Genomic DNA, 15,898 nt, shown 5'->3' on the forward strand with positions numbered 1-15,898 from the left:
GCGCTTAGCCAGCACTCAGAATTCGGCACAAGGCGTCGAGCTGGTCCAAAGATTGGTAAGAGATTGAAATCTTGCCCGCCTCTGTTCCGGCCTTGTGATCGATATTAACCTTCATGCTGAGTGCTGCGGACAAATCCCCTTCTAGTGCGATCGTATCAGCATCCTTTTCCAGAACCGGTTTACCAGCGGCGGCTTTGGTCGACAGGGCGGGTTTGATGTTGTTCTTCGCCAGGCGTTCGGTTTCCCGGACTGATAACCCTTTCGCGACAACTTCTTTGGCCAGCTCTTCTGGATTGGGTGCCGTGATCAATGCACGCGCATGTCCAGCGCTGAGAGCATTGGACGACACCAAGTCCTGCACGGTTTCAGGCAAATTCAACAAGCGCATCAGGTTGGCGATATGACTGCGACTTTTGCCCAAAGCCTCAGCAAGTTTTTCTTGGGTATGACCAAACTTGAACATCAGTTGCTTATACCCAGCCGCTTCTTCGATTGGGTTCAGATCAGCGCGTTGAATGTTTTCAATGATCGCAACTTCAAGGACTTCTGTATCGTCAAAGTCTCGGACAATGACGGGTACTTCATGCTGCTGCGCCAATTGAGACGCGCGCCAACGGCGTTCACCCGCAACGATTTCATATTCGGCAGAGTTCCTGGGCGAGACGCGAACGATCAAAGGCTGCAAGACACCTTTGGCTCGAATGGAGTTTGCCAGTTCCTCTAGTTGAGATTCAGTGAATTGGCGACGTGGCTGATCAGGATTTGGAACCAGGCGTTCAATCGGTACCAGCAAATCCGGTCGCTTGGGCCCTTCGGATTGTGTTTGCTCTGGCGTCACATCTGCCATCAAAGCCGAGAGTCCGCGACCCAATCCACGTTTTTGATCTTTTTTAGGTGCCATGGGTGATGTCCTTTACGCCGCCATCTTATCGTTTTTCTTGAGAAGTTCCTGAGCCAAAGCCCGGTAGGCCGCCGCGCCCTTCGATGCCGTGTCATAGTTCAAGACCGACATCGCATAAGACGGCGCTTCGCTGACACGCACATTTCTCGGGATCACGGATTCGAAGACCAGATCGCCAAGGTTCTCACGGGCATCAGCCTCAACTTGTTGGCTGAGGTTATTGCGCGCATCATACATTGTCAGAACAATCCCCTCAATTCTGAGTTTGGGATTGGCCGATTGACGCACTTCACGAATCGTCATCATGAGTTGCGAAAGGCCTTCTAGAGCGAAGAATTCGCTTTGAAGTGGCACAATAACGCTATTGGATGCCACGAGAGCGTTCACCGTCAAGAGATTGAGAGACGGTGGGCAATCGATCAAAATGTAATCAAATCCAAACTGATCCATATCTGGTTGCCGGATGGCGTCGTGTAGCAGGAAGCTGCGTTTTTCATTGGCAAAGAGCTCGATATCCGCTGAACTCAGATCCACTGTTGCGGGTATGAGCGAGACGTTTTTGGCCGTAGTCTCCAAGATCAAGTCGTCCAACTTGCTCTCATCCAACAGAAAATCGTACGTGGTGAATTCACGGTGCTCCGCTTCGATGCCCAAACCGGTTGATGCATTGCCTTGTGGGTCGAGGTCAACGACAAGGATTTTCAGCCCTTTTTCAGCCAGAGCTGCAGCCAAATTGATTGTCGTCGTTGTCTTTCCTACTCCGCCTTTTTGATTTGCCAAAGCCATGACGCGAGGAGTTTTTGGACGTGACAAGTCAGGCATGGACGACATCTCCGATTTCAAGAACCACAGCTTCTTTCAAAGTGATACTCGGGTGTTCAACGCATGAAAAGCGCCAGTTGACCTCGGCGGCTTTTTTTTCTGACGCCCAATTCTGCCCTTTAGGGAACAGCATTTGTGTTGTTGGTTTCATGTGCTTTTGCGCAAAAAAGAGGAGTTTGTCCAACGGTGCCAGGGCCCTTGCGGAGATTATATCGGCGTCTTGACCGGTTAGAACTTCAGCCCTCTGGTTGTGGATTTCGACGTTCAGGTTCAGTTCACGATTGACTGTGCGAAGGAATGCGCATTTTCGTGAATCACTTTCTACCAATGCAAACCGAGTTTTGGATTTTTCGTATTTTGCCAATGTTGCGCAGACAAGGCCTGGAAACCCTGCTCCCGACCCAAAATCTAGCCAAACCTTGGCCTCTCGGTTTGCCAGCCAAAAGATCTGAGCAGAATCTTTAATATGACGATCCCAGGTTTCGGAAAGTGAAGCTGGTGCAACCAAGTTAATCTTGGGATTCCACTTTTTCAGAAGGTGTTCATACTGTTTTAAAGCTTCCAATGTTTCACGTGAAACATGATCTAGGGGATCCTGGCGGAGTGTCATCAAACAGCCTTCATTCTAGAAAACTGACGAATTTTAGAAAGAAGGAGAACAAGAGCCGCCGGAGTCATCCCCTCAATACGACTCGCTTGCCCCAAATCGTCGGGCCGGGTCACTTCCAATTTACTTTTGAGTTCATTTGAAAGGCCCGAAAGTACTTGGTAATCAAAATTTGGTGGGATCCTAACGGCAGAATCCTTCTCCAGAGCTTCAATATCTTTCTTCTGACGCTCGATGTAGGATTCGTAAGTTGCCTCACGTTTCAACTGCTTCAAACTTTCAGAAGGCAAGCCTGAATAATCAGGGATAACGGTCTCGAATAAATCCGGTTCCACATCCTTGAAAGACAGCAGCTGATAGGCCGTTCTTTTCTTACCATCACGATTAAGATCTAGTCCCAACTTACGCACATCGTCCGGCGAATAGACATGAGACCCAAAAATTTCCTTGGTTCTAGACAAGTCTTCCATTTTTGAAAGAAACGAATCCCGCCTCTTATGGGAAGCTATACCCATTTCTATGGCTTTCGGTGTTAGCCTTTGATCAGCATTGTCTGCGCGTAGAGCCAGTCGGTACTCGGCACGAGATGTAAACATCCGGTATGGTTCTGACACTCCGCGAGTTGTCAAATCATCGATCAAAACGCCGATGTAGCTATTTGTTCGGGTGAAGGTGATCGTCTCTTTTTCCAAAGCCCCGGCTGCGGCATTTAACCCCGCGACCAACCCCTGCGCTGCCGCCTCTTCATACCCGGTTGTGCCATTGATTTGACCAGCCAAGAACAAACCCGGTAGATCCTTTAACTCAAGCGTTTGGGCCAAATTCCTCGGATCAATGTAATCGTATTCAATTGCATATCCGGGTTGTGTGATCTCGGCACGCTCCAAGCCAAAGATTGACTGGACGTATCGAAGCTGCACATCTGTCGGCAATGACGTTGAAATACCGTTTGGATATACAATGTCGGAGTCCAATCCCTCCGGCTCCAAGAAAATCTGATGAGAAGACTTCTCTGAAAATCGGACAATCTTATCCTCGATGGAAGGGCAATACCGCGGCCCGACACCATCAATATGGCCACCATACATAGCCGATTGATCCAGGTTTTCGCGAATAATATCGTGTGTTTGGTCGTTCGTGTGCGTTATTCCGCAGGAAATCTGCGGCGCGAAAACACCATCGGAGAGAAATGAAAAGAGAGTAGGCTCCACGTCACCAGGTTGTTCTTCGAGAACCTCCCAATTGATAGAAGATTTTTTAAGACGGGGAGGTGTACCTGTCTTCAGCCGTCCGCGGACCAGATTCAGGTCATTTAGTCGATCAGCAAGTTTCATCGATGCCGGACTACCAATACGCCCGCCGCGACTGGTTTCTTTCCCGATGTGAATAACACCATTCAAGAATGTACCACTTGTCAAAATGACAGACCTACAAGAAAGGGTCTGACCATCCGCAAGCTTCACGCCTTCGATTTTCCCTGCGTTTAAAGATAGATCCGCCACTTCGCCAATGACGATTGATAGGTTTTCCACTTGCGATAGCGCTTGTTTCATGGCGGATTTGTATCGTTTTCGATCAGCCTGCGCCCGTGGACCCTGGACTGCAGGGCCCTTCTTTCGATTTAGGAGGCGAAATTGGATACCGGCATAGTCTGCAATTTTACCCATGATGCCATCTAGGGCGTCAATTTCACGAACCAGGTGACCTTTGCCAAGTCCACCAATAGCTGGATTGCACGACAACGCGCCAAGATCATCTTCTTGCATTGTGATCAGAGCAGTTTTCGCACCGTATCGAGCAGAGGCTACAGACGCTTCGGTGCCAGCATGTCCGCCACCGATTACGATCACGTCAAAGTCGAATTGTTTCACGTGAAACACTCCTCACTTTCCAACACAGAAGTTTAGAAAGATCTCATCTAACAGATTCTCGACGTCAATACGACCCAAAAGAACTTCCAAACAACGGGCCGAACTACGCAGTTCTTCAGAGATTACTTCATAGAATTCGGGACCATCAGGTAACAAAATAATCGCTTGATCAAGAGCTCGCACCCCATCCATCAAAGCATTTCTCTGTCTTTCCCGACTGATCAACCCAGAATTTTGTACGCGATTCGACAACTCGTGTTTAACCTGCTCCAGAAGCTCAGGCGCACCGTTCCCGGTCTTACCCGACACACCAAAACCCTCAGCAGGAACATCTGCTTTAGCTAAGCAAACAATGTCACCTTCCAAGGGCTCAAACTCAGTTTTTTCTAAATCTAACACCAGATGGATTCGAATATCCGCCTGCCGTGCCCGATCCAACGCTCTCTCAATGCCAATCTTTTCAAGAACATCAGTCGACTGCCGAATACCCGCCGTGTCCAAAAGCGTAACTGAGTATCCCCCGATATTCATTCGCACTTCGATCACATCACGAGTCGTACCGGCAATTTCCGATGTAATTGCCGCCTCTCGCCCAGCCAGGTAATTCAGTAGCGTCGATTTCCCCGCATTTGGAGGACCAACAATCGCAATCTCAAAGCCGGACCGCACACGTTCAGAGGCTTCAAATCCGCGCAGCTCCTGATTCATTCCATCTGAAACAGCCTGCAATAGATCCTGAACCTCTTCAGTCACATCCACAGGAACGTCTTCATCGGCGAAATCAATCGTAGCCTCAAGGAGCGCGGCCGCACGCACCAAACCGGCGCGCCAAGACTCAACCTTTGTGCTCAAATTCCCTGACAATACACTCAGCGCCAACTGACGCTGGGCTTCGGTTTCCGCCTCGATCAAATCTGAAAGTGCTTCGACCTGGGTCAAGTCCATCCGACCATTATCCATGGCGCGGCGGGTAAACTCTCCGGCTTCCGCCAGACGGAAACCCTCCATCTGACGCAATTCAGTCAGCAAAGCCTGGACGACAGAAATGCTGCCATGGGTTTGAAATTCAACAACATCTTCGCCAGTAAAACTTGCTCCAGCAGGGAAAAACAAGACCAGCGCCTCATCCAAAACCCCACCGTTTTGATCGCGAAGCTTACGAAGACTTGCAACCCGAGGTTCTGGGACAATACCGGCCAGTGACAGCGCTGATTGCGCTGCCTTAGGACCAGACACACGAAGAACGGATACTCCAGCTTTCCCTGGGGCGCTCGCTAGCGCAAAAATAGTATCCATCTTCGCATCAACTGTTCATCGAATCAAAGAATTCGGAATTGGTCTTGGTCTGTTTCAATTTCGAAATCAGGAATTCAATCGCATCCGTGGTGCCCATCGGGTTCAGAATCCGACGCAAAACAAAGGTCTTCTGAAGATCGATTTTATCGACCAACAGATCCTCTTTCCGCGTACCAGACTTGAGAATATCCAGAGCAGGGAAGACGCGTTTATCAGCAACCTTGCGGTCCAGAACAATTTCCGAGTTACCCGTCCCTTTGAATTCTTCAAAGATGACCTCATCCATGCGTGACCCGGTATCGATCAGCGCCGTGGCAATGATCGTCAGCGAACCACCCTCTTCGATGTTACGCGCCGCACCAAAGAAGCGTTTTGGTCTTTGCAAGGCATTTGCATCCACACCACCGGTCAGAACCTTACCAGATGAGGGCACAGTGGTGTTGAACGCCCTACCAAGTCTTGTGATCGAGTCCAGCAGAATAACTACATCTCGTTTATGTTCAACAAGACGCTTGGCTTTTTCGATCACCATTTCACTGACAGCAACGTGCCGGGTCGCAGGTTCGTCAAAGGTCGATGACACAACTTCACCCTTCACAGACCGCTGCATGTCGGTCACCTCTTCCGGACGTTCATCGATCAGAAGAACAATCAAATAGCACTCTGGGTGGTTCTTCTCGATCGAGTGGGCAATGTTCTGCAACAGAACAGTCTTACCGGTCCGTGGCGGGGCCACGATCAAGCTCCGCTGCCCTTTCCCGATGGGTGCAACCAGGTCAATGATCCGCGCCGAGCGATCCTTGATGGTCGGATCCTCGATCTCCATCTTCAGACGCTCATCAGGGTAAAGAGGCGTCAGGTTGTCAAAAGCGATCTTGTGACGGGCCTTCTCAGGCTCTTCAAAGTTGATCTTTGTCACCGTCACCAGAGCGAAATAGCGTTCATCCCCGTCCGGTGCCTTGATTTCCCCTTCAATGGAATCCCCGGTGCGCAGCGAATACTTTCGGATCATGTCCGGCGACACATAGATATCGTCAGGACCCGGCAAATAGTTCGCCTCAGGAGAGCGCAAAAACCCAAACCCGTCCTGCAGAACTTCCAACACGCCATCGCCATAGATGTCCCAACCATCATCTGCGCGCTCCCGCAGGATCTGGAACATCATCTCGCCCTTCCGCATCGTGGAGGCGTTTTCGATCTCCAGCTCTTCTGCCATGGACAAGAGATCTTTCGGGCTCTTTGCCTTAAGATCAGCCAGATTCAGTTTTTCTTGGGTCATACAACACATCCACAGGACCCAATTTGGTCCTTATGTCTCTTTTTCATGGGAAAGTTCGCTCCAGAACAGGAGTGAGAAAGGATCTAATACGCTTGTCGAACCAAGTCAATGATCCCATCGCAGCCCATGTTTCTCTTAAAAATATTAAAAGAAAAGAAAGGATTTTGATTTAGGAGGGGCGCGAAGTTCTGGGGATTATTTTCCTGTCCCCGAGATGTTCCACAGGGCTTCCTTGTGGGAGAAATCTGGGGAAAACAATCTGGCAAACGTCCCAAGGCCAATGATTTAACCATATTTAATATGCAGTTAACAGAACTGACAGCATATCGGGATAAGTCAGAAACTATTCCCCATGTTTCGACTTACCAAGGTCAACAGGTTATCCAATCCACAGCGTTCACATCTCTGTCACACAAGCGGATAAAGGTTTCATTAACCCACAACCTTGCAACCTTGTCTGTTTTTCCTCAGAAACATACCTGTACTACCAAACAGAGTTGCCCGCAGACATATCCACATGAATCCGCATCTCATCCTCGCATCCGGCTCGCAAATCCGGGCAGATTTGCTGCGTGACGCCGGTTTGACCGTTCAAATCGAATCGCCCCGAGTCGATGAAGAGTTGATCAAACAGGCCCTCCTGGCTGAGCAAGCGCCTCCCAGAGATATCGCTGATACCTTAGCAGAATCTAAAGCCCGTAAAGTTGCGCAGAAATTTCCTGGGGCCAAAGTGCTGGGTTGTGATCAGGTTTTGTCCTTCAAGGGGTCGATCCTGTCCAAGCCGAACACCCGCGATGAGGCAGAGCATCAGCTCAAATCCTTGCGCGGTGAAACCCATCAGCTCCTATCTGCGGCTGTCTTATATGAAGACGGGAAACCGATCTGGCGCCATGTGGCCCCTGCTCGTCTCATGATGCGCAATTTTTCTGACGCTTATCTGGACGCCTATCTTGATCGTAATTGGCCGGAAATCAGCCATTGCGTCGGCGGCTACATGTTAGAAAAAGAAGGTGTGCGCCTGTTCTCTCGTGTTGACGGCAACCACTTTACCGTTCTTGGTCTCCCTCTGATCGAGCTTCTCAACCAACTCTCCAATATGGGAGCGATACCCGCATGACCCTAGACCGCATCCCCTTGGCCGGAGTCATTGGCTCACCCATCGCGCATTCCAGATCCCCACGGCTCTTTGCGCATTGGCTGCGTAAACACGGGCTCGCGGGTCATTACATCCCGATGGATATCTCTGCCGACAAATTGGAAAGCACCATCCGGATGCTGCCGGATCTTGGGTTTGTCGGGGTCAATGTTACCATTCCGCATAAGGAACGGGTTATGGAGATTGCGGATCTGGTCTCGGACCGGGCGACGTTGATTGGGGCCGCCAATACGCTGATCTTTCGCAAAGATGGGCGCATTCATGCGGATAACACAGATGGGTTCGGCTTTATCGAAAACCTGCGCCAGAATGCACCGGATTGGCAGGCCGATGCTGGACCAGCCGTTGTGTTTGGCGCTGGCGGTGCAGCACGCGCCATCATTGCTTCGCTTTTAGATGTCGGCGTGCCTGAAATTCGCCTGACAAACCGAACCAAAGCGCGGGCGGATGCCCTGCAACAGGCCTTTGGTAATCGGGTTCAGGTCCATGACTGGGTGCAGGCAGGCAATCTGATCGAAGGGGCCGCGACCGTCGTGAACACGACCTCGCTCGGCATGACCGGGAAAAAGGAGTTCCGTGTTCCTTTGGATGCTCTGGCGCCGGGAATGTTGGTCACAGACCTTGTTTACACACCTCTCCAGACCAAACTATTGCAATCTGCGGAACAGGCCGGATGTCAGGTGGTCGACGGGCTTGGCATGTTGTTGCACCAGGCCGTGCCCGGATTTGAACGCTGGTTCGGCATGCGTCCCGAAGTTGATGAGTCCACCCGCGCCGCCGTGCTGCGATGAGGTTCAAGCTCGGCCTGACCGGATCCATCGGCATGGGCAAAAGCACCACCGCGAAGATGTTTCAGCAACTCGGATGTGCCCTGTGGGACGCAGATGCCGCGGTGCATCGGCTCTATTCCGCCGGCGGAGCGGCTGTTGATCCGATTAAAGACGCCTTTCCGTCTGCTATTAATGATGGTTCTGTGTCTCGGGACGCGCTCAAGACACTCTTGTCCGAAGACCCTTCTGCACTCAAAACACTCGAAAGCATTGTTCACCCACTGGTCCAACAAGATCGCGCCGGCTTTGTCGCGCAAAACCCCAACAAGATCGGTGTTTTCGACATTCCTTTGCTGTTTGAAACCGGCGGAGATCAAGAGATGGATGCGGTAGCATGTGTCTCTGTTTCACCGCAAATCCAGCGAGACCGGGTTTTGGCGCGCGGCACGATGAGCGAAGATACCTTTGCCCAGATCCGTGCCCGCCAGATGCCAAACGAGGACAAAGTCAAACGTTCGACCTATGTGATCGAAACGGATACATTGGATCATGCTCGCGAACAGGTTGCGGCGGTTGTACAGGATATTGAAAGGCGTTTGAGAGATGCGTGAGATCGTGCTCGATACCGAAACCACAGGTTTTGATCCGTTTTCCGGCGACCGCATTGTTGAAATCGGTGCTGTCGAGCTGATGAACCATGTCGCCACGGGTGAGACCTATCATGTCTATATCAACCCGGAACGCGGCATGCCGGATGAGGCTTTTGGCGTGCATGGGATTGGCCCGGATCTGCTCGACAGCCCGCGCGCGGCTGAACCGGGTGAGGTCACCCTGAAAGACAAGCCGGTTTTCCAAAAAGTTGGGCAATCCTTCCTGGACTTTATCGAGGATTCGCAACTGGTCATCCACAATGCGGCCTTTGATATGAAATTCCTCAATGCCGAACTGAAATGGATGGGCCTGCCGGAAATCCCCTATGAACGGGCGATTGATACGCTGATGATCGCGCGCAAACGCTTTCCGGGGTCGCCAGCATCTCTGGACGCGCTATGTCGACGCTTCAATATCGACAACTCGAACCGGACATTGCACGGCGCGCTTCTCGATAGTGAGATTCTGGCGGATGTGTATCTGGAACTGATCGGCGGGAAGCAGCCGGATTTCGGCCTGGCACCGGTCGAAGAAACCAGCAATTCCGCTGGAACAGAGACGAATTGGCGCCCTGAACCGCGTCCAACCCCCCTGCCCTCGCGTCTTAGCAAAAAAGAAAAGGCGGCACATGCCGCCTTTGTCGAGAAGCTTGGTGATGAGGCGCTTTGGTCCAAGACCTAAGCGCCACAAACCTTTAGGCGTCGGCCTTTTGACCGGCCATTTCGGCCTGACGACGCTGCAATTCAGTGCGGTACAGCGCGACAAAATCGATGGTTTCCAGATTCAGCGGCGGGAAGCCACCATCGCGGGTCACATCAGACACAACGCGGCGCACGAATGGGAACAGCATGCGCGGGCATTCGATCAACAGGAACGGATGCATCTGATCCTCTGGAATGCCTTCGATGTTGAAAACACCGGCGTAATCCAGTTCTAGCAGGAACAGCTGCTCTTTGGCTGCAGCGGACTTGCTGTCCACTTTCAGCTTCATCACAACTTCGTACTGGTTTTCAGCGCTGCGCTTTTTCGCGTCAAGGTTCACCTGAACCTGGATTTCTGGCTGAACTTCGCCAGAAACGCCTTTTTGCGCCAGAATATTTTCGAAAGAAAGATCACGAATGAACTGTGCCAGAACATTCATCTTGGGCGCCTGAGGTGCCTCTGTGGGTGCTTCTGCTGCGCCGTTTGTCTCAGCCATGGACTGGTCTCCAATATAAAATCGGTGTTAGCCATATCAGCCCATGGCATGGGCCTCAACTTTGTTTATCAGTGGCGGGTCCAGCCGGACCCGGGATGGTTTGGTTCTTTGCCTTGTGGAACTTCGCGGAATTCACCATCGATCACTGTGTCGTCACGCGTTGGTCCGGGCTGCTGAGTGTGAAACTGGCCACCCATCTCAAACTGACTGACAGTGATCCGCTTTTTCGCCCAAGCGATCACGGCCATGCGGACCGGAGGCGCCAAGAGGGCAAAACCGATCGCATCGGTAAAGAAACCGGGCGTCAGCAAAAGCGCCCCGGAAAACAGGATCATAGCGCCATGGGCCAAAGGTTCGCTCGGGTTGTCGAGGCGCGAAAAACTGCTGCGCAGATTGTTCATCGCCGATATTCCCTGTGCCCGCACCAGCCAGGTGCCCAGCACAGCCGTCAGAACGACGATTGCTAGGGTTGGCCAAAGCCCGATTGCGCCACCGACCTGGATAAACAGGCCGATTTCGATCAGGGGAACCAGAAGAAAGGCGATAAACAGCCACATTGTGTTGCATTCCTTGTTTGTGGTCAGGTGGACTCACCTGCTTGCCTCACCTACATAGGGTGTTGAACAAGAAAATTCCATGACCGCCCCGAATGAGGTGTAAATGAACTCTCCTATTATCGAGCTTCTGGTTCTTGCCGGAATTGCCGTTTTTCTAATCCTGCGCTTGCGCAGCGTTCTGGGTACGCGCGAGGGTTTTGAAAAACCACCGGTCCAACAGCGTGACCAAGGCGAAAGCCGTCCTGACCTTGAAGTGATTGATGGCGGGCCTGATCGTGACATCATCGATCATGTTGCCGAAGGCAGCGATGCCGCCAAAGCCCTGGCCGCGATGAAGCGCGTTGATCCGTCCTTTACCGTGTCAGACTTTGTGTCCGGCGCGCGCGGTGCCTATGAAATGATCCTGATGGGTTTTGAACGCGGAGAGGTCGAAGATCTGAAACCGTTCCTGTCCGACGAGGTTTACGAGACCTTTGAAGAAGTTGTTGCCAGCCGCAAAGAACAGGGCCTGACCATCGAGGCAGAGTTCATTGGCGTGCGCGAAATTGCCATCGTCGGGGCCAGCTTTGATGAAAACACAAAGCAAGCGGAAATCACCGTGCGCAGCGTTGCTGATATGACTTCGGTCGTCAAAGACGCAGAAGGTCAGGTGATCGAAGGCTCTGCCACCGCCGTGAAGAAACAGAAAGACGTCTGGACCTATGCCCATGACATGGGCAGTTCCGACCCGAACTGGCAGCTTGTCGCTACGGACGAATGAAACACTCCCTCTTCGCGGCTTTTCTAGCGGTCTTATCCATGTCCACCCCGGCTGTTTCCGATACAGAGATCACGCATACGATCCTGAAATTCGAAGATTTGAACGGTTGGGAACAGGATGACCACGGGGCCGCGTTGGAGGTGTTCCAAAACACCTGTCGGGATCTCAATGATCCCGATTGGACAGCCCTGTGCAATGTCGCGGCTGAGGCGGGTGATGCAAAACAGTTTTTTGAACTGTTCTTTCGCCCTGTCATGATCACCAATGAAACCGATGGCCTGTTCACGGGCTATTTTGAACCAGAACTAGATGGATCTCCGGTCCGGACTGAGCGTTATCGTTACCCGATCTATCAGATGCCCAAGGAAGCTAAAAAGCAGCGGCCTTGGCTGACACGGCGCGAAATTCTGACATCGGGCGTGATGGATAATCGCGGGCTTGAGATTACCTGGGTGGATGACCCAGTTGAGCTGTTTTTCCTGCAAGTTCAAGGCTCTGGCCGGGTGAAATACCCTGATGGCAGCTTTATTCGCGTTGGCTATGGTGGGGCGAATGGGCATAAATACCGGTCCATCGGGCAAGAGCTGGTGCGCCGCGGCACCTATCAGGCCCACCAGGTCTCGGCCCAGGTCATTAAGAATTGGGTGCGTCGCAATCCCGAAGCCGGGCGGGAGCTTTTGTTTCATAACAACTCCTATGTTTTCTTTCGAGAAGTCAGCGAAGTGCCGGCTGAAAAAGGCCCGCTTGGCGCGATGAACCGGTCGATCACCACCATGCGGTCGATTGCTGTTGATCCGCTCTACACCCCTCTTGGTGCCCCGGTTTGGATCGAAAAGGGCGGGCGTTATCCTTTGAACCGGTTGATGATCGCGCAGGATACCGGCTCGGCGATCAAGGGGGCGCAACGGGCGGATATTTTTATTGGAACGGGTGATGAGGCTGGGCAGATTGCCGGTCGCATCAAAGACCCTGGACGATTGGTTGTTTTGATGCCAATTCAGCGCGCCTATGCCCTGTTGCCGGAATCGGTCCAATGAAGAAACGGCGCCTGCGCCCTGATGAAATCGAGCTTTGGAACCAAATCGCGCAATCTGCCGATCCCTTGTTGAACCGGCCCAAAGCCAAAGAACCGGAACCGGCCCGCAAAGTCGCGGAAAAACTGGCACATCCTGAGCCGGCACCGAAACCGGTACTGCCCGCCTTTGCCATGGGCGAAAAAGCGGTTCGCAAGACAGAAACCCATGTTTTCCCGAAATCGACGTCGCAGCGGATCAAGGAAGATCCGTTGAACATGGACAACAAGGCGTTTTCCCGCATGAAGCGCGGTAAGCTTGTTCCCGAAGCACGGCTTGATTTGCACGGGTTGACCTTGGATCAGGCGCATCCGGAATTGATCCGATTTGTTCTGACGTCGCAGGCGCGTGGGATGCGCTTGGTTCTGGTGATCACAGGCAAGGGCAGTCGTGAAGATCCCTATGATCCGATGCCACGGCGGCGAGGTGTGTTGAAAACGCAGGTGCCGCAATGGTTGCGCATGGCGCCAGCATCGCAAGCTATTTTGCAGGTTGCCGAGGCGCATCAACGCCATGGCGGGGCAGGGGCCTATTACGTCTATCTCAAGCGTTTGCGTTGAAAATACTGTCGTAATGATCGACCAAATAGATCCGCAGCCAGGGTGTGAATTTGGCAGGATTTGATCGGATTTCGACCCGAAGCTCGGACAGGTCCACCCAGGCAAAATCCATGACCTCATCCGGGTTCGGTGTAATCCGCAGGTTTTGATCGGCAGCGGCAGTGAAGACATCAACCACTTCGTGCTCAATCAGCCCGCCACCGACATCAGCGCGATATTCGATCTGGTCCTTGAATTGCGGTTCAAGCCCGGTGATCCCCAGCTCTTGTTCAAGCCGACGCACCGCACATATCAACGATGCCTCGTCCCAATGGGGATGTGTGCAGCAGGCATTCGCCCATAGACCGGGCGTGTGATATTTGCCCAAAGCGCGCTGTTGCAGCAGGGTTTTGCTGCCATCCATGACAAAAACCGAAATGGCCTTGTGACGCAAACCTTGTTCATGCGCAGCCAGTTTTCCGACGGGAGTCAGCTTTCCATCGACCCAGGCGGGAATCAGTGCGGTCAGGTTAGTGTCAGGCGTTTTGGTCATTTCTGCTCATTGAAGAGCAAAGAAGCCCTAGTCAAGGGCAAGAATGCACAGCGTCTTTCCGCCAAAGGGCGGAAGGTCGCATGTAATCCTCCTTTGGCACTATTGTTGCGCCCCCATAGGGTTTGATAGGCTCCGCCCAGGATTGCGCGTTTTAGGATGGAGACCTAACATGAAAATGACGATCGCATCGGCTCTGGCCGTCGCAACATTGGCCACCGGAGCTTTTGCTGACACGTCTGCACCAACCGGTGACGTAGAAGCTGGCGAAAAGGCCTTCAAGAAATGTAAGTCCTGCCACATGATTCAGGACGCTGACGGTGAGAACATCGTCAAAGGTGGCAAGACTGGCCCGAACCTGTACGGTGTTGTTGGTCGTACCGCAGGCACCTATGAAGGTTTCAAATACGGCAAAGACCTGGTCGCTGCCGGTGAAGGTGGCTTGGTTTGGACCGAAGAGGAATTCGTTGCTTATGTCAGCGATCCCAAAGCCTACATGAAAGCACGCGATGGCAAGTCCAAGATGACGTTCCGCCTGAAAAAAGGTGCTGAGGACGTGTATGCCTATCTGGCATCTGTTGGCCCGGCCATGGAAGAAGAAGCAGCCGAAGAAGCCAAGTCTGAGTAAGCTGCTTAACTTAGAGTTAAAACAAAAGGCCCGCTGCTATGGCGGGCCTTTTTCGTTCCTGCATAAGCGTAGCCTTTAACGGCTGAGCGCTGCGCTTTGAGCTGAAAGACCTAGGATAGAACCGAACAAGCTAAAGATGGTGCGCAGGTTGTTTACCGGAGATTCTGTTGCCAGAACCGTGTCGCCTGGGCTGACCTCGAATTTGCGTGCGGCAAAGAGGCCATCGGCATCGGTCAGATCAAAGGTGAACACCACCTGTTGCAGGGTCGGGCCAACGGTTGCTGTGCTCAGATCCTCGGCCGAATATTCCCGCAAAATCAGCACGCCTTTTGGATCGGCACGTGTATCGGACAACCCGCCCATCAATGACATGGCTTCTAACGCGGTGAGGTGATCCTTTGGGAAATAGATCAGATCCTCTTTGCCAGACGCGCCAAAGGCGACAAAGCTGCGATCATCCTGTTCGACGACAATGGTGTCGCGCGGATGGAGCAGGGCGTTCTTGGACCCATCGGCCAGCAGTAGCTCGGAAGAGATTTCGTAAGTCTTGGAGCCACGGAGAAGGCGCACGCGCGGATTGCGCAGACCTGGTGGAATGCCGCCAGCATCTGCCAGGACGTTCAGCACTTTGTAATTGCGCGACGGCATCGGGTAGCTGCCAGGCTTGGCGACGCCGCCAACAACATCAACCGCATGATCGCGGCCCTGACGCAGGCTGACCTGTACCTGAGCGGATGGAACGATTGGATCCAGTCGGCTCTGGATCTTTTTGCGAGCGCCATCTGCAGTCAGACCACGCACACGGACCTTGTTCACATAAGGAAGAAAGATCGATCCGCCGCCATCAACCTCGACATTGTCGATAACCGTATAGTTCTGGCCTGGATTGGTGATTAGAGAATGATCCTGGCTGTCCCAAATCGTGATTGTCACACGATCGCCTGACCGGATCGTCGACGAGTTCACACCTTCGCTGGTATTCGGCCAGTGGTAATGACCGTGCCAGCCGGTTTTTGGCCAGTTCAACAGATCGGGGATATTGCTGCGCGTGACCTCAACAACCTGAAAAGTCGGATCTTCCGACGCCTTTTCATTGGTGATTTCGGACTGCAATGCCGCCCCTCTGGGCAAGGAGCAGGCTGTCAATGTCACAAAGGACAGACATAGCAGGATGAGTTTCAAAGAAAGACGCACGTTTGCCCCCCGGCCAAGCCACGACAATTTATTTGTTTCTAGCCAA

18 protein-coding genes are annotated in these 15,898 nt (G+C 52.5%); 8 read left to right on the forward strand and 10 right to left on the reverse strand.

The features are described 5' to 3' along the window. Nucleotides 1–4: 4 nt before the first annotated feature. Genes CLV87_RS08925 through rho form a run of 6 tightly spaced genes read right to left on the reverse strand, consistent with a single transcriptional unit; the run spans nt 5 to nt 6,776 of the window. Entirely contained in the window at nt 5–901 is an 897-nt protein-coding gene (locus CLV87_RS08925) for a ParB/RepB/Spo0J family partition protein (RefSeq protein ID WP_099241829.1), read from the reverse strand. Nucleotides 902–913: 12 nt separating this feature from the next. Beyond that, nucleotides 914–1,723, reverse strand: coding sequence for a ParA family protein (locus CLV87_RS08930; protein ID WP_099244547.1), 810 nt, complete (start codon nt 1,721–1,723; stop codon nt 914–916). Continuing rightward, entirely contained in the window at nt 1,716–2,333 is a 618-nt protein-coding gene (gene rsmG / locus CLV87_RS08935; RefSeq protein WP_099241827.1) for a 16S rRNA (guanine(527)-N(7))-methyltransferase RsmG, read from the reverse strand. The genes CLV87_RS08930 and rsmG overlap by 8 nt, the downstream gene beginning before the upstream one ends. Beyond that, nucleotides 2,333–4,210: a tRNA uridine-5-carboxymethylaminomethyl(34) synthesis enzyme MnmG gene (gene mnmG / locus CLV87_RS08940; protein ID WP_099241825.1), complete on the reverse strand. Its 1,878-nt coding sequence runs from the start codon at nt 4,208–4,210 to the stop codon at nt 2,333–2,335. The genes rsmG and mnmG overlap by 1 nt, the downstream gene beginning before the upstream one ends. A gap of 3 nt (nt 4,211–4,213) precedes the next feature. Then, nucleotides 4,214–5,497 (reverse strand): tRNA uridine-5-carboxymethylaminomethyl(34) synthesis GTPase MnmE, encoded by a 1,284-nt coding sequence (gene mnmE, locus CLV87_RS08945; RefSeq protein ID WP_099241823.1) that lies wholly within the window; start codon nt 5,495–5,497, stop codon nt 4,214–4,216. 7 nt (nt 5,498–5,504) lie between these two features. Then, nucleotides 5,505–6,776 carry a transcription termination factor Rho gene (gene rho, locus CLV87_RS08950; RefSeq protein ID WP_099241821.1) on the reverse strand — a complete coding sequence of 424 codons (1,272 nt, stop codon included), beginning with the start codon at nt 6,774–6,776 and terminating at the stop codon, nt 5,505–5,507. Between the two features lie 517 nt (nt 6,777–7,293). Here rho and CLV87_RS08955 point away from each other — a divergent pair. From CLV87_RS08955 to dnaQ, 4 genes are read left to right on the forward strand one after another with little or no spacing between them, the layout of a single operon-like run. Further along, a complete protein-coding gene (locus CLV87_RS08955) occupies nt 7,294–7,893 on the forward strand; it encodes a Maf family protein (RefSeq protein ID WP_099241819.1) in 600 nt (199 codons plus the stop codon). Next, entirely contained in the window at nt 7,890–8,723 is an 834-nt protein-coding gene (locus tag CLV87_RS08960) for a shikimate dehydrogenase (RefSeq protein ID WP_099241817.1), read from the forward strand. Before CLV87_RS08955 ends, CLV87_RS08960 begins: the two co-directional genes overlap by 4 nt. Beyond that, complete coding sequence (gene coaE, locus CLV87_RS08965) at nt 8,720–9,313, forward strand: dephospho-CoA kinase (RefSeq protein ID WP_099241815.1); 594 nt, start codon at nt 8,720–8,722, stop codon at nt 9,311–9,313. Before CLV87_RS08960 ends, coaE begins: the two co-directional genes overlap by 4 nt. Further along, a complete protein-coding gene (dnaQ, locus tag CLV87_RS08970; protein WP_099241813.1) occupies nt 9,306–10,034 on the forward strand; it encodes a DNA polymerase III subunit epsilon in 729 nt (242 codons plus the stop codon). The genes coaE and dnaQ overlap by 8 nt, the downstream gene beginning before the upstream one ends. Before the next feature lie 13 nt (nt 10,035–10,047). Here dnaQ and secB read toward each other — a convergent pair whose 3' ends face one another. After that, complete coding sequence (gene secB, locus CLV87_RS08975) at nt 10,048–10,551, reverse strand: protein-export chaperone SecB (RefSeq protein ID WP_099241811.1); 504 nt, start codon at nt 10,549–10,551, stop codon at nt 10,048–10,050. Between the two features lie 68 nt (nt 10,552–10,619). Next, entirely contained in the window at nt 10,620–11,108 is a 489-nt protein-coding gene (locus tag CLV87_RS08980) for an FxsA family protein (protein WP_099241809.1), read from the reverse strand. A gap of 103 nt (nt 11,109–11,211) precedes the next feature. Here CLV87_RS08980 and CLV87_RS08985 point away from each other — a divergent pair, with 103 nt between their 5' ends. From CLV87_RS08985 to CLV87_RS08995, 3 genes are read left to right on the forward strand one after another with little or no spacing between them, the layout of a single operon-like run. Next, complete coding sequence (locus CLV87_RS08985) at nt 11,212–11,868, forward strand: Tim44/TimA family putative adaptor protein (RefSeq protein ID WP_099241807.1); 657 nt, start codon at nt 11,212–11,214, stop codon at nt 11,866–11,868. Between the two features lie 38 nt (nt 11,869–11,906). Beyond that, on the forward strand, nt 11,907–12,905 hold the full coding sequence (gene mltA / locus CLV87_RS08990) for a murein transglycosylase A (protein WP_235871880.1): 999 nt from the start codon (nt 11,907–11,909) through the stop codon (nt 12,903–12,905). Continuing rightward, nucleotides 12,902–13,501: a Smr/MutS family protein gene (locus tag CLV87_RS08995; RefSeq protein ID WP_099241803.1), complete on the forward strand. Its 600-nt coding sequence runs from the start codon at nt 12,902–12,904 to the stop codon at nt 13,499–13,501. The genes mltA and CLV87_RS08995 overlap by 4 nt, the downstream gene beginning before the upstream one ends. Here the strand turns inward: CLV87_RS08995 and idi are convergent. Then, nucleotides 13,485–14,009: an isopentenyl-diphosphate Delta-isomerase gene (gene idi, locus CLV87_RS09000; RefSeq protein WP_099244546.1), complete on the reverse strand. Its 525-nt coding sequence runs from the start codon at nt 14,007–14,009 to the stop codon at nt 13,485–13,487. The two genes, CLV87_RS08995 and idi, sit on opposite strands and share 17 nt — an antisense overlap. A gap of 193 nt (nt 14,010–14,202) precedes the next feature. Here idi and CLV87_RS09005 point away from each other — a divergent pair, with 193 nt between their 5' ends. Further along, the gene (locus CLV87_RS09005; protein ID WP_099241801.1) at nt 14,203–14,658 is read left to right on the forward strand and encodes a c-type cytochrome; all 456 of its coding nucleotides are present in this window, start codon (nt 14,203–14,205) and stop codon (nt 14,656–14,658) included. A gap of 75 nt (nt 14,659–14,733) precedes the next feature. Here CLV87_RS09005 and CLV87_RS09010 read toward each other — a convergent pair whose 3' ends face one another. Then, nucleotides 14,734–15,852, reverse strand: coding sequence for a polysaccharide biosynthesis/export family protein (locus tag CLV87_RS09010; RefSeq protein ID WP_235871881.1), 1,119 nt, complete (start codon nt 15,850–15,852; stop codon nt 14,734–14,736). Nucleotides 15,853–15,898 lie beyond the last annotated feature (46 nt).

The organism is Pelagimonas phthalicica, assembly GCF_004364805.1.
Taxonomy (GTDB): domain Bacteria; phylum Pseudomonadota; class Alphaproteobacteria; order Rhodobacterales; family Rhodobacteraceae; genus Pelagimonas; species Pelagimonas phthalicica.

What these genes read in the sequence shown, in the direction of transcription:
- CLV87_RS08925 (WP_099241829.1), bottom strand. Translation starts at nt 901, where the DNA reads ATGGCACCTAAAAAAGATCAAAAACGTGGATTGGGTCGCGGACTCTCG.
- CLV87_RS08930 (WP_099244547.1), bottom strand. Translation starts at nt 1,723, where the DNA reads ATGCCTGACTTGTCACGTCCAAAAACTCCTCGCGTCATGGCTTTGGCA.
- rsmG (WP_099241827.1), bottom strand. Translation starts at nt 2,333, where the DNA reads ATGACACTCCGCCAGGATCCCCTAGATCATGTTTCACGTGAAACATTG.
- mnmE (WP_099241823.1), bottom strand. Translation starts at nt 5,497, where the DNA reads ATGGATACTATTTTTGCGCTAGCGAGCGCCCCAGGGAAAGCTGGAGTA.
- rho (WP_099241821.1), bottom strand. Translation starts at nt 6,776, where the DNA reads ATGACCCAAGAAAAACTGAATCTGGCTGATCTTAAGGCAAAGAGCCCG.
- CLV87_RS08955 (WP_099241819.1), top strand. Translation starts at nt 7,294, where the DNA reads ATGAATCCGCATCTCATCCTCGCATCCGGCTCGCAAATCCGGGCAGAT.
- CLV87_RS08960 (WP_099241817.1), top strand. Translation starts at nt 7,890, where the DNA reads ATGACCCTAGACCGCATCCCCTTGGCCGGAGTCATTGGCTCACCCATC.
- coaE (WP_099241815.1), top strand. Translation starts at nt 8,720, where the DNA reads ATGAGGTTCAAGCTCGGCCTGACCGGATCCATCGGCATGGGCAAAAGC.
- dnaQ (WP_099241813.1), top strand. Translation starts at nt 9,306, where the DNA reads ATGCGTGAGATCGTGCTCGATACCGAAACCACAGGTTTTGATCCGTTT.
- secB (WP_099241811.1), bottom strand. Translation starts at nt 10,551, where the DNA reads ATGGCTGAGACAAACGGCGCAGCAGAAGCACCCACAGAGGCACCTCAG.
- CLV87_RS08980 (WP_099241809.1), bottom strand. Translation starts at nt 11,108, where the DNA reads ATGTGGCTGTTTATCGCCTTTCTTCTGGTTCCCCTGATCGAAATCGGC.
- CLV87_RS08985 (WP_099241807.1), top strand. Translation starts at nt 11,212, where the DNA reads ATGAACTCTCCTATTATCGAGCTTCTGGTTCTTGCCGGAATTGCCGTT.
- mltA (WP_235871880.1), top strand. Translation starts at nt 11,907, where the DNA reads ATGTCCACCCCGGCTGTTTCCGATACAGAGATCACGCATACGATCCTG.
- CLV87_RS08995 (WP_099241803.1), top strand. Translation starts at nt 12,902, where the DNA reads ATGAAGAAACGGCGCCTGCGCCCTGATGAAATCGAGCTTTGGAACCAA.
- CLV87_RS09005 (WP_099241801.1), top strand. Translation starts at nt 14,203, where the DNA reads ATGAAAATGACGATCGCATCGGCTCTGGCCGTCGCAACATTGGCCACC.